The organism is Anaerobacillus sp. ABD4_527, assembly GCF_056160805.1.
The window spans coordinates 1,607,324-1,619,988 of record NZ_JBSWXZ010000001.1; the positions used below are offsets into that span (position 1 = coordinate 1,607,324).

A 12,665-nucleotide genomic window follows, 5' to 3' on the forward strand; every position below is an offset into this window, starting at 1 on the left:
CTACATGATTATGTGTTCGATTGATAAGGTACTCTCACTGTAAAATTACTCAAATCTCCGCGATACCTTGCAATCGAATACTCAAAGACCTCATCATTCTCTAAATAACCTCTTGTCTTAATCAACTGAATTGCACTAGTCGAGTCGACTGCAAGAAGATCAGCGTCTTCTTTATTAGCATTTGAGGCTTCAATCACACGATCCGCATAGCCAATTTGAAATTGATACTTCTTTTCTAGCGTTTTATAAAGTGAATACTGCTCAAGGTCTTCATCAATAAGTCCTTCCGCTAACTTTACTGGAATATACGTTGTGACGATTACATAAGGTTCTCCATTTACGCATCGCAGTCTTTCTAAGCGATAGAACTGTTCAAAGTTTCCTTCGAATACTTCTTCAAGAGTCGAATCAACTCCAACAACTTCCTTTTTTAAAACTGTAGTGGAAAAATCAAGTCCCTTCTCAGCCATTTCCTCTGAAAAACTCGTTAAATTTTGTAGAAACCACTGGCTAATCTTCTGTTTCGCTACATAAGTTCCTCTTCCATGCTCCTTTCGTAGAAAGCCTTCTGAGACTAGTTCGTTGATCGCCTGCCTTACAGTAGGCCTACTAATCTCATAAATTTCGCCAAGTTCTCTCTCAGAAGGAATCAGCTCACCGGTTTCTAAGTCCCCCGATTTAATCCGCTCCTTCAAAATTTCTTTCAACTGATAATACAAAGGAATTGGAACATCCTTTTGAATTCTACGTGTCATTCCCATCATCCACCTTTTTATTAGAATAGTTTCATTCTAATAAAACTTCATCATGTTTGCATCTCAACAGAGATTAGTTTGTAGGTAATGACGTAATGTCGTCATTACCAGTTTCTATATACTAATTTAAACATCATCTTGGAAATAGGTCAATACATTGTATGGAATATTCTGAATTTAATTCAGAATATACTATCAAAACACCTCACCCGTAACTACAGAAGAAACAGGTGTGGTGCTGTCTCATTAAGAATAAAACTCAAGCCATGCCAAGGTTATCTTTAAATCTCAAATCTTAAATCCTCTTTCACAAACTGGACCTTATACGAAAACGTCTCTACCATTTCTTCTACATTACCCCATCTTACTTTACGATCTTGGAACATTTTGTCTACTACCTCAGGGTTCGGCCCCCCTGTAACGCTCCTTCGTTCAACGAAGGTTCTTGGATCGCAAATGTTTTTCCAGTCTTCTTCAGAAAGTTTTACGTCACCAATCCACTCATTCACTTCATCAGTGGTCACTTCATATAACTCCTTCTTTACCTCTGTTGCTTTTTTACTTACGAAGCTTGATAGCTGATGAGCTTTTCGGAAAGGCACGTCATAATCTCTTGCTAAGACGTCGGCTAACTCGGTAATCGTGATCATATTAGTTTTTGCTTGCTGTAGTGCGCGCTCTTTATCGAATTTCATTGTTGTTATAACCGCTGTGAGGAGTTTTATCACACGATTCGCTTTATGAAAGCCATTATAAAGATGTGGCTGGAGATCATCTTCAGTATCCACGATATCGCCATATGGCGTGTTATGAATCATTTGAACCACGCTTAATCCTTCTCCTACTGCGCTACTAGCAAGAGCTCTTGAATGTTCCAAGGATACTGGATTTCTCTTCTGCGGCATAATGCTGCTTACTTGCACATATGCATCAGAAACTTTGAGTAGGCCTACTTCATTGGATGCCATACGAAGAAGTTCTTGAATCCATCTTCCTATGTTCGTCATGACGCTTACTAACGTAAGAGCTGTTTCAAGCAAATAATCTCCAGTTCCAATCGCGTCATAAGAGTTCTCCATCAAGTCATCAAATCCTAAAAGCTCCACCATGCGTTCACGACTGATGGGAAATCCAGTTGTCGTAATGGCTGCTGCCCCCATCGGTGAACGATTCACTGTATAGTAAGCTTGCCATAAACGATCAACGTCTCTTGAAAGGTTATCCGAAATCGCTAGTAAATAATGGCCAAATGTTGTAGGTTGAGCAGGCTGTGTGTGAGTGTGTGCAGGCATGATTGTGTGAACGTGGTCTGCTGCTTGTGTAACAAGGGCTTGTCCCAGCTTTCGTATGTTATCTAAAAGTTCAAGTATATGATCGCGTATTACAATCCTATACATGGCTTCACCCATGTCATTACGACTTCTAGCGATATGCATTTTCCCTGCCAAATCGTGTCCTATTAACTTCGCTATTTCTGCTTCTACGAGAAAGAAAAGGTCTTCATACTCTGGCATATAGTTCAGTAATTTTCTTTCCATACTTGCAACTTGATTGATCCCGTCTAAGATCTTCTTTGCTTCAACAACTGAAATAATCTGTTGTTCTTTCAGCATTATGGTATGAGCACGATGAATCATAAACATCGCATCAAACAAGTAGTCGCGCTGATCTTTGAAAACCGGTTTTAGCAGCTCGTCTACGTATGTTCTGCCAGGAAAACAGTCTCCATCCTCTAATTCAAAATCTATCTTTCGCTTATTCACGTTTTCACCCCGTTTGCTAGAGCGTATTTTCAGATTTAACTCCAAAGAATTTATACGAAATAATCATTACGATCGCGATAAGTCCAACCTGAATCATGCCATAAGCTGCCGCTTGTCCAAGGTTAAACATCCTTAGCTGGTTCATAATCTCGATTGATATAGGTCTGTTATCTAACGTATAGAGTAAGACCGAGGTTGGGAATTCGCCTACCGCCTGTACGAAGGCAAGTAACGTTCCACTTAAAACTCCCGGCATGATTATTGGTAACACGACTCTTCGAAACGTATAGAGCCATTTCGCCCCAAGGTTCTGTGCCGCTTCTTCAATCGAATCATCCATTTGCTCAAGTACAGCATTTGTTGACCTCACGACAAGCGGGATAAACCGTATAAAGTATGCTAGTGGTAAAATCCAGAACGTCCCAACTAGTACTTGACCAAAAGAGAAAATCGACTTACTGTTGAACGCTAAAATAAGATTCATTCCAACAACGGTTGCTGGTAATGCCCAAGGAAGCATAACTAGAATATCAAGTAAGTTCTTACCGAAGAATTTTCTTTTCACAAGGGCATAGGAAGTGATGATACCGAACACAAAACACCCTAAACAAGCAAAGAAAGCCATAATCAAACTATTCCGCACAGGGTCCCAAATATTTGGATCCTCGAATAACAAACGATAGTTTTCTAGATTAAAAGTGGTCGGATACTTCTGCCACGTCCAGGATCCTTCTGGTACAAAGGATAAGATCGCTAAAACTGCATGTGGTAATAATAGGACGATCATCGCTACGACGCCAAGGGACACCATCACCCATTTTAGAAGAGGGTTATTGACCTCACTTCGGTGTGCACCTATCCCTTTTGATCCCATCCGATAGTCTCTTCGATTTTGGAACCACCTCATAAATAAGAGGAAAGTAATCGAAACAGCTGAGAGTATAACAGATTGCGTTGCGGCCATTTCTAGATCTCCATTAATTTTTGAGAAGTAGATTTGAAGACTTAGCACTCGGTAGCCACCAGCAAGTAAAAACGGTGCACTAAAGGAAGCCATCGAAACCATGAACACAAGGAGAGATGCAGCAACTAATGCAGGTGTTAATAGCGGAAACGTTACTTTCCAAAACACCCCAAGACGTCCTGACCCAAGATTGGCTGCTGACTCTTCAAGTGACGGATCTACATTGTTAAGTGCGGACGATACTGTCATATAAAAATATGGGTACATCGTATAGGCGTGAACGAGTAGAATACCTGTCACACCACCAATGCTAAACGGAACTTCTTCTAAATTCAGTAAGTCTTGAAGGGCTACTGGTACAATGCCCGCCTCTCCGTACAACCACATAAATGCCATAACACCAACAAGTGAAGGCAAGACAATAGGCATAATGGCAATTCCGGAGAAAAAAGAGCGTCCAGGAAAGTTATATCGTGTAAAAATAAAAGCTAGTGGCACTCCTATACATGCGCTTAGCAAAACTGATAACAAGGATATGTAAACCGAATTCCATAACGCTTCTAAATTAGCCTGTGCTTTTGGGCCAAAGAAATCTACATAGTTTTGTAAGGTAAAGGAGCCATTCATTCTAAAGCTTTCTATAAATGTTTCGATCGTTGGGTATAAGACGTAGCCAACAAGAACTAGTATAATCGGGATTAGTAGAAGGATCGTTTTTCTTCTCTCTGCATTTAACATCCTACATCACTCCTTTGCCACTGGAACGATTCGAACCTGTTCGGGAGGAAGTTGAACATAAACATCAGATCCTTCTTGAAGATAGGTGCTCGGACCCCGGTTCAAATCAGTCACTTTCAATGTGGCGCGACCTTCATTGACTTTTATGAAACTATGAACGGATTCTCCTGTGAATTGAACAAGATCTACTTTTCCCTTTAGTGCATTCACTTCTTCTATGTTTGTTTTTGATAAGGTGATCGCTTCGGGGCGAACGGACATTTTTAACGATTGATTCTTTAACGATTCATCCTCACTGGGAGCATCCGTATGAACAAGAAGGTTTAATTCCTCACAAAAAAAGCCTTCGTCACGTTTGGTCACTGCAAACAAATTCGTTTCTCCAATAAACTCTGCAACAAAATCATTGACCGGCTGATTATAAATTTCTGTTGGCGTCCCAATCTGTTGGCAATTTCCAACGTTGAATACCGCGATTCGGTCACTCATCGTGAGTGCTTCAACTTGGTCATGTGTTACATAAATAGTGGTGATACCATACTCACGCTGAAGGCGTAAAATCTCATTTCTCATTTCATCTCGTAACCTCGCATCAAGGTTACTTAATGGCTCATCAAGTAATAAGATATCTGGTTCAATGACGAGTGCCCTTGCTAAAGCCACCCGCTGTTGCTGACCTCCACTTAACTGACTAACCTGACGATCAATAAAAGGCTTCAAGCGCACTTTCTCTAATACATCTTCTACTCTTCTTTTCACTTCACTTTTGTTCACTTTTCTTACTTTCAATCCGAAGGCTACATTTTCAAAAACTGTCATATGAGGAAAAAGGGCATAGTTTTGAAAAACCATGCCCGTATTTCTTTTTTCAGGTGACACTGTCGTCATATCTCGATCATCGAATTTTACCTTTCCAGCTGAAGGGTAATAAAATCCTGCGATCATCCTAAGGGTTGTTGTTTTACCACATCCACTTGGCCCAAGGAAAGTAAAGAACTCCCCTTCTTTAATCGTGATATCCAACTCTTTAACGGCAGTGATATCGCCAAATTGTTTTGTAATCTTAGATAAGGTTACTGCTGTCATGACCAACAACTCCTCTTTCTGGAGATCTATTCTTCTTTTTGCTTCTCACTGTTTTTAATGTTGTTGTCCCAGTGTTCCATCCATTCATCAGACTTTTCTTGAAAAACTTCCCAGTCAATTTCCATGGCGTTGATTTCAGTTTCCTCAATCCAACTTGGGAGGTCACTAATATCATTTCTAGTTGGGATTCTGTAGTATTTTTCGGCTAGTAGCTTAGCTGCTTCTTCCGAATTAACAAACTCATAAAAAGCTTTCGCTGCCTCTGGATGTGGTGCTCCATCGACAATCGCAATTCCTTCTGTTAAGACTGGTGTTCCACTCTCAGGAATTACATAGCTAAACGGATAACCCTTTTCTTCAGCTAACATAACAGTATCCGGCATATTCCAAACAGAAAGATTCCCTACACCTTTAGCGACCTGGTTGTACATGATCTCAGGGTTCGCTGCATATTCTTTCGTGTTCTCATCTAATTTCTGGAGCCACTCATACCCAGCATCCGGGCTTTCAGTTTCTTTATAATCCCTATAGATCATCGAGGAGTAAATCGTACGCATCGTTCCAGAAGCAAGTGGATAACGAATGATCAGCTCATCTTCCCATTTAGGGTCTACGAGGTCATCCCAGTCCTTTGGCGCTTCTTCTTCAGAGATTTCTTTGTTGTTGTAAAGAATGACTTCAGGGGTTTGAGAAGTCCCTGACCAATACCAATCTTCGTCATGATACATAGCATCTAATGCGTCTGCATAGCTTGGCTCATATTTCTGCAAAAGCTCATCTGATTTAGCTTCATCAAACATCACTTGGGGAGCACCCCACCAAATATCAGCTTGCGTATTATTTTTTTCTGAACGAACTCTGTCTAATATCTCTTGTGAGCCAAGATCAAGAAACTCCATATCAACGTCATATTCCGCTTCAAACTGCTTCTCAAATTCGCTTAAAATATCCTTTCCGTGCGGGGAATAAACAACAACCTTATCCTCTAAATTCCCTTCATTACCAGAGCTATCTCCATCTCCACTTGCTTGTTCATTCCCTGCCATACAGCCTGATAAGATAAGGCCAACCATTGTTACGAACATCATCCATCGAAATTGACGTTTCATAAACTCTCTTCCCCCTTCTTATAATTGAATGATTGAATTATGTTCTTCAAGGAATAATGCCACTGCCCCAACAATGCCGGCTTCCTTTCCAAACGTGGACGGTACAATTTTGCAACTCTGTGGTGTGAAATGCTCAACAATTTCAATTAACGAATGCTTATAGTCCTCGAATGACTCGCTAACACCACCTCCTAAAATAACGAGATCTGGGTCGAATAAAGACACATAATTGGCAATACCAAATCCTAAATGTTCGATGGCATTTTCGATTACTTCCTTCGCATCCTCATCCCCTTTTCTCCAACTCATAAAGGCTTCTTTTGCCGTTAGTCGTGTGTTCTTTATTTCGGATAACTTATTTCCGATCGATGAACCACTTGCAACGCTCTCAAGAAACCCATAACCTTCATAGGTTGGATGATAGCTTTTAGCACTTTGATAATCTGTTACTATGTATCCCATCTCCCCTGCACTGTAATTACTGCCACGAAACAGCTTGCCATTAAGAATCATGCCGCTGCCGATCCCAGTACCTACAGCAATGAAAATAATATTTTGAAGTGCCTTACCAGCACCAAGCCACTTTTCACCAAGAACACTTGTATTCACATCATTTTCAACATAGACCGGATAAGGGAAGTATTCACTCGCTATTTTTCGAACGGGATAACGTTTCCAATTCAAACTTGGAGCGTCTAACACGATGCCATGTTCTACATTGGTTACACCAGGCACCCCAATCCCCATCCCAAGAATATCCTGATTACTTAAATCGAGTTCTTGAAGCATACTCGCTACCTCTTTTTGCAAGCGATCAAACAAACCCTTTTTAAGATGTTCGTTTGTTGAAAATTCTCGATATGCGTGCACCTCTCCATTTAAACACGTTACTCCAGCGGCTACTTTTGTACCTCCTATATCAACTCCGATCACGTAGGCAGCTCGAGGATTAAAAACAAGGTGAACAGGTTTGCGGCCACCGCTAATCGTTGATTGGCCTGGCCCTTTTTCCTCAATCCACCCCTCTTGCAACAGCTGTTCGACAATCATTGATACTGATGGTTTACTAATTTGAAGCCTTTTTGATATCTGTGAACGAGAAATCGGCTCAAAGTCCCGAATACATTTCAACACGAGTTGCTTATTCGTATTTTTGATAGATGCGGCATCGCTCTTTTGCATAGATGTGTACTCCTTTATAAATGATAAATATGGTAGTACGGCTCTTAGTTAGTTAAGAAAATTTACTAACGATTACTTTCTTTTATAAAGCGCACAAGCAAAAATGTAAAATACTGTTTATTAGCATTCTCGTTCATAGAGAGTAAAGATGCTCATTTATGCTTCAATATTCTTTATCTTGGTTTAAATTTAGAAAATTTCATTTATTTTGTTAAATCATTACTATCGAACTATCCAAACAGTACGAAAGTAGGTTCCAATTATTGGATAAGTCTGCCTATAATGGTTTTAAGTTAGTTACGTTGCATTACTAACTAATTTCACTTAGAGATGAAGGAGGATTTATTTGAAGAACCTGGGGAAAGTATTTTTATCGTTGATTTTAATCATGTCTGCCTTTAGTACAAGTTCTACCCTAAGTTTTGCAAAAGAGTCGTCTAACAACGATTTAGCTCTATGGGAATCTGTTGTACCTTTAACAACAACAGCAAGCTTCATGAATACAGGTGCTCATCCTGATGATGAGAGAAGTCATTTCCTTGCTTATTTATCACGTGGACAAGGTGTTGATACGTCCTTTCTCCTATCTACTCGTGGTCAAGGCGGTCAAAATGAAATCGGTAGCGAGCTAGGGGACGCACTCGGTATTATCCGAACAAACGAATTACAAGCTTCCTCCAAAGTCCTTGGCATTGAAACCTTCTTCTTAAACGAAGACTTCGAAGATAGCATCAAAGACTTCGGTTTCTCTAAAACACCCGAAGAAACATTGAACAAGTGGGGAGAAACGGAGACGTATGAACGCCTCATTCAGTATATCCGTACCTTTAAACCCGATATCGTCATGCCCTCATTCCGTAACGTAGACACCCAGCATGGTCATCACCGCGCCATGACGTTACTTACTCAAAAAGCTTTTGAAGATGCAGCAGATCCTTCCATTTTCCCCGAGCAGCTTGAAAATGGACTAACCACTTGGCAAATCAAGAAACTCTACCTCCCTGCTGAAACAGAAGCCCAAACCACTACCTCTATCCAGATCGGTATTTACGACGAACATTATGACATGACCTACCCACAGCTTGGTGAAAAAGCGCGTTACTTACACGAATCACAAGGCATGGGAAGAGATGTTGGAGATGGACCAGAAACCGTAGATTTACAGCTCGTTAAATCAACTGTTAGCGATATACCAGAACATGAAGATAGCATCTTCGAAAACATCCCTTACAATTTCACAGAATACGCCAAGGCTCTTTCGAAAAGCGGTAATAAGTACAAACAAAAACTTATTCACCTTCAAAAGGATCTCGAACAAGTAAAAAGTGCGCATCCGAACCATAAAGAAGTTCTTTCTCGATCAGAAAAAACTTACAAGCAACTCCAAAAGCTTATCAAGAAAATTGAGAAAGACAAGAAGCTATCTGATGATTTAAGAAACACACTACTCCATAAACTTTTAGTAAAGGAAGAACAACTAACAAACACGATGTTTACCGCAGCACAGCTACAAGTCGATGTTGAGGTTGTTGATCCGCAGTTAACTCTGGACGATACAACAAACGTAAGTGTTTCGATTACAAATAATGGTTCATCTAAAATCAAACGCCTATCGGCTTCTCTTTCCACTCCTGAAGACTGGATAGTAAAAGGGAAGCACCACTCTTCATCGTTAGCACCTGGAGATCAAATAACGTTTGACTTCAACGTCAAAGCAACATCAACAAACTATTATGAGGCGTATGCACAAAGCGCAATTAAAGCCAATATCAGCTTTAAAACAAAAGGAAAATCCGCTACAAAAACCTTTACGCCAGAAAAACGAGTTGCTTTGCTACCAGAAGTATCCGTCAAACCATCTCCTGAGAATTTAGTTATAAACACCAAAGACATAGATGAAAACGTAACAATGGATGTAGACATCGAGAAGTTTGCAGAAGGAGCTTTAGAAACAGACGTCGGACTTCAATTACCTGAAGGATGGACATCTGAGCCTGAAATACAGTCTGTTTCCTTTGCATCAGATGAACAGGCAAAAACCATTTCGTTTACACTAACCCCTTCAGATACTGTTGAAGAAGGTGAATTTAAGATCGTGCCTAAGGCCGAAGTCGGAAACGAAACGATCAGTAAAAACGTCCAAATGATCAAGTACGACCACATCGGGACAAATTATTATGTATCCGATGCGTCTGTGAGCGGCGTAGCATTCCCACTTGAATACCCAGCGAATCTCAAAATCGGTTATGTAGATAGTGGGTTTGATAAAGTAGCCGATCAATTATCTAACGTTGGCATGGATATTACACAATTAACCGAGCAAGATTTAGCTTCAGGAGACCTCTCTCAATATGATACGATCGTCACTGGCATAAGAGCGTATCTTTCAAGAGAAGATTTGCTGCAGCATAATGAGCGGTTATTGGAATATGTGAACAATGGTGGTCACCTTGTCGTACAATACAATAAACCATGGGATAACTGGGACACGAACACAACCGCTCCATATGAGCTCGAGATCGGACAACCTTCCATCGAGTGGCGCGTTACAGATGAAGACGCTCCGATTAACGTATTAAAACCTGAAGCACCGATTTTTAATTATCCAAATAAAATCAATCAATCTGATTGGGATAACTGGGTACAAGAACGAGGACTTTATTTCCCGATGAATTGGTCAGAGGAGTTTGAAACATACGTAAGCGTCGCGGATCCAGGTGAAGAGCCATTCGAAGGCGGAATCTTGAAGGCTGATTATGGAGATGGTACTTACATTTATACGAACTTAGTTTGGTACCGTCAGATTCAGAACCAAGTTCCTGGTGGGTATCGCATTTTTACTAACTTGGTAAGCTATCCTTACTATGGTGAGTAATTAAAAACAGAATAGCTTTAAAAACACCTTCAAAGTTGCACAAACTTTGAAGGTGTTTTTGTGGAGAATGTTATGTTCACAAACTGCCTCCACAAAATAAGTCCTTATCCTCTCTCTTTAGCCATCTGCGTATCACGAATATTTTTCTGAATCGTTATCGCCGCAAATAAACTAAGAACGAATGACATTCCGTAAAACCCTTTTTCACTTAAGATGATACTTCCAGCGTTATAAAGCCCAATTGCCATCAAAGAAATAGCGGTAATTACTGCAAACCAACTTAGTCCGTAATAAATGCCCGAGACAGGGATATCTTCTTCCTTGTCTCTAACCGCTTTTTGCAGGGAAACAGCCGCATACAGTCCAAATACCAATACAGCAAAGTAATACCCCTTCTCATTCAGTTCCATCCCAGCATTAAAAAGACCGATTAAATAAGCGGAAACACCGATGACCAAAGCTGCCCAGCTTGCCCCTTTAAAAGCTGCAGTTGGTTCCCCTTCTTTTCTTTCCACTTTCACCTTTGGCTTTTTTTCATCCTTCACTAACGGGTTTCCATTTACTTCTGACATTACCCGCCCCCCTTTTTACTATACGTAGGCTATTTTACTATCCTATACCGACTATTATAGCAATATTTTACATTTCAACACTATTATTGTATGAATTTTTTGTTATTTAAAAATAAGGCAAGTTTATATCCTCTATTTAAATTAATCGTCAAGATTGTGATACTTATCACAGAAGACGGTTTAAGGATTGGCGATAATAAACATGTGATCAGACTATTAAAGTAGGAGCGTGAGAAAATGTTTATTCAATTTCTAAGAGAAAACAAAGTAGCTTCTGGTATTCTATTGTTCATACGTTTATACCTAGGTTATCAATGGCTAACTGCTGGCTGGGGAAAGATCACAGGTGGTTTTGATGCAAATGGCTATCTTCAAGAAGCAGTTGCGAAGGCTACCGGTGAACATCCTGCTGTGCAAGGATGGTGGGCTGCATTCTTAGAAGGGTTAGCGATCCCAAATGTCGAGCTTTTCAATGTACTAGTTGCTTGGGGAGAATTGCTTGTTGGACTTGGCCTAATTCTTGGTACCTTCACAACCCTTGCAGCATTAATGGGAGTTATCATGAATTTTGCCTTCCTATTTAGTGGAACAACAAGCACGAACCCGATGATGGTGATCCTTGGAGTGCTGATTCTGATTGCTGGTTATAATGCAGCAAAGATTGGGCTTGATCGATGGGTGATCCCGTTTGTTAAACAAGGTTTCCACATTCGTCAGGTTAAGCCCGTGCTTGAACATAAATAAAAGAATGTTTACAATTCATTCATCACAAAAGGAAACTGCGCATTCCACATTCTACATCTCTAATAAGACTTTATTAAAAAACAAAAAAAGCTACAGCCCCCATGCCGTTCTGAAAGAGGGGTGTAGCTTTTTATAAGTACAAATATTCATTAAGCTGCAAGCTTCTTACATGCTTCTGCACATTTAAAGCAAGCGTCTGCGCAATCTTGGCAATGCTTATGGTCGTGCTTCTTACACTCATTCCCACATGCTTCACAAATAGCTGCACAAGCTTGAGCAAGTTCAGCTGCAAATGGTGTACCTCTAACTAGAGCTTGTTCAAGGAATCCACAAATATCAGCACATTCGCGATCAAGACGAATACATTCAGCCATCATCTTGACATCATCCTCTTTTAAACAAGAATCGTAACAATGATTACATGCCGTCATGCATTCATGAAGCGTTTCGATCATTGAACCGTATTTTTCGTGTGACATAATCAAATTCCTCCCTATATTTTGTATACACTATGGTATTTTTCCAATAAATTAGCGATCTAAACGATATTTTGAACAAAATTTCCATAGAAAGGAATTTTATTTTTTGCACATTTTTTCCAATAAAAAAGAAGCAAGGTTTCCCCTTGCTTCCTAATCTATTCAAGTATCGTTACTTCACATCATACCCTTGCTCTTCTACTGCTTCATTCATATCAGATACAGTGACTTTAGCTGAATCGTACGATACATCCGCCTTTCCTTGCTTCAGATCAACCTCAACACCTGAAACACCCTCTAACTCGGTTAATGCTGTTTCAACTGCCGATTTACAGTGGTTACACGTCATACCTTCAATTTTGATCGTTGTTTGTTCCATGTTTAAAATCTCCCTTCAA

Annotated in this window: 11 protein-coding genes; 2 read left to right on the forward strand and 9 right to left on the reverse strand. The window is 40.1% G+C overall.

The window, feature by feature from the left end; translation table 11 throughout:
- Positions 1-8: 8 nt before the first annotated feature.
- The 6 genes from ACXAHI_RS08395 to ACXAHI_RS08420 form a co-directional block, all read right to left on the reverse strand.
- The gene (locus ACXAHI_RS08395; RefSeq protein ID WP_270179786.1) at positions 9-755 is read right to left on the reverse strand and encodes a GntR family transcriptional regulator; all 747 of its coding nucleotides are present in this window, start codon (positions 753-755) and stop codon (positions 9-11) included.
- 281 nt (positions 756-1,036) lie between these two features.
- A complete protein-coding gene (gene argH, locus ACXAHI_RS08400) occupies positions 1,037-2,518 on the reverse strand; it encodes an argininosuccinate lyase (protein ID WP_474847144.1) in 1,482 nt (493 codons plus the stop codon).
- Positions 2,519-2,534: 16 nt separating this feature from the next.
- Complete coding sequence (locus tag ACXAHI_RS08405; protein ID WP_474847145.1) at positions 2,535-4,220, reverse strand: ABC transporter permease; 1,686 nt, start codon at positions 4,218-4,220, stop codon at positions 2,535-2,537.
- A gap of 6 nt (positions 4,221-4,226) precedes the next feature.
- Positions 4,227-5,306, reverse strand: coding sequence for an ABC transporter ATP-binding protein (locus ACXAHI_RS08410; protein ID WP_474847146.1), 1,080 nt, complete (start codon positions 5,304-5,306; stop codon positions 4,227-4,229).
- A gap of 26 nt (positions 5,307-5,332) precedes the next feature.
- A complete protein-coding gene (locus tag ACXAHI_RS08415) occupies positions 5,333-6,415 on the reverse strand; it encodes an extracellular solute-binding protein (RefSeq protein ID WP_474847147.1) in 1,083 nt (360 codons plus the stop codon).
- Between the two features lie 18 nt (positions 6,416-6,433).
- A complete protein-coding gene (locus ACXAHI_RS08420; protein WP_474847148.1) occupies positions 6,434-7,597 on the reverse strand; it encodes an ROK family transcriptional regulator in 1,164 nt (387 codons plus the stop codon).
- A 346-nt stretch (positions 7,598-7,943) separates the two neighbouring features.
- Between ACXAHI_RS08420 and ACXAHI_RS08425 the strand changes: the two genes are divergently transcribed.
- A complete protein-coding gene (locus ACXAHI_RS08425) occupies positions 7,944-10,472 on the forward strand; it encodes a PIG-L family deacetylase (protein ID WP_474847149.1) in 2,529 nt (842 codons plus the stop codon).
- Between the two features lie 104 nt (positions 10,473-10,576).
- Here the strand turns inward: ACXAHI_RS08425 and yiaA are convergent, their stop codons facing one another.
- On the reverse strand, positions 10,577-11,044 hold the full coding sequence (gene yiaA, locus ACXAHI_RS08430; protein ID WP_474847150.1) for an inner membrane protein YiaA: 468 nt from the start codon (positions 11,042-11,044) through the stop codon (positions 10,577-10,579).
- Between the two features lie 237 nt (positions 11,045-11,281).
- Here yiaA and ACXAHI_RS08435 point away from each other — a divergent pair, with 237 nt between their 5' ends.
- Entirely contained in the window at positions 11,282-11,788 is a 507-nt protein-coding gene (locus ACXAHI_RS08435) for a DoxX family membrane protein (protein ID WP_474847151.1), read from the forward strand.
- Positions 11,789-11,937: 149 nt separating this feature from the next.
- On the opposite strand, the gene ACXAHI_RS08440 is transcribed toward ACXAHI_RS08435, so the two are convergent.
- Together ACXAHI_RS08440 and copZ are read right to left on the reverse strand one after the other, a co-directional pair.
- The gene (locus ACXAHI_RS08440) at positions 11,938-12,267 is read right to left on the reverse strand and encodes a four-helix bundle copper-binding protein (protein ID WP_474847152.1); all 330 of its coding nucleotides are present in this window, start codon (positions 12,265-12,267) and stop codon (positions 11,938-11,940) included.
- Between the two features lie 172 nt (positions 12,268-12,439).
- Positions 12,440-12,646 (reverse strand): copper chaperone CopZ, encoded by a 207-nt coding sequence (copZ, locus tag ACXAHI_RS08445; RefSeq protein WP_270179813.1) that lies wholly within the window; start codon positions 12,644-12,646, stop codon positions 12,440-12,442.
- Positions 12,647-12,665 lie beyond the last annotated feature (19 nt).

Excerpts from the sequence above, each read along its gene's own strand:
- ACXAHI_RS08395 (WP_270179786.1), bottom strand. The coding sequence starts at position 755 with ATGACACGTAGAATTCAAAAGGATGTTCCAATTCCTTTGTATTATCAG.
- ACXAHI_RS08405 (WP_474847145.1), bottom strand. The coding sequence starts at position 4,220 with ATGTTAAATGCAGAGAGAAGAAAAACGATCCTTCTACTAATCCCGATT.
- ACXAHI_RS08410 (WP_474847146.1), bottom strand. The coding sequence starts at position 5,306 with ATGACAGCAGTAACCTTATCTAAGATTACAAAACAATTTGGCGATATC.
- ACXAHI_RS08415 (WP_474847147.1), bottom strand. The coding sequence starts at position 6,415 with ATGAAACGTCAATTTCGATGGATGATGTTCGTAACAATGGTTGGCCTT.
- ACXAHI_RS08420 (WP_474847148.1), bottom strand. The coding sequence starts at position 7,597 with ATGCAAAAGAGCGATGCCGCATCTATCAAAAATACGAATAAGCAACTC.
- yiaA (WP_474847150.1), bottom strand. The coding sequence starts at position 11,044 with ATGTCAGAAGTAAATGGAAACCCGTTAGTGAAGGATGAAAAAAAGCCA.
- ACXAHI_RS08435 (WP_474847151.1), top strand. The coding sequence starts at position 11,282 with ATGTTTATTCAATTTCTAAGAGAAAACAAAGTAGCTTCTGGTATTCTA.
- ACXAHI_RS08440 (WP_474847152.1), bottom strand. The coding sequence starts at position 12,267 with ATGTCACACGAAAAATACGGTTCAATGATCGAAACGCTTCATGAATGC.
- copZ (WP_270179813.1), bottom strand. The coding sequence starts at position 12,646 with ATGGAACAAACAACGATCAAAATTGAAGGTATGACGTGTAACCACTGT.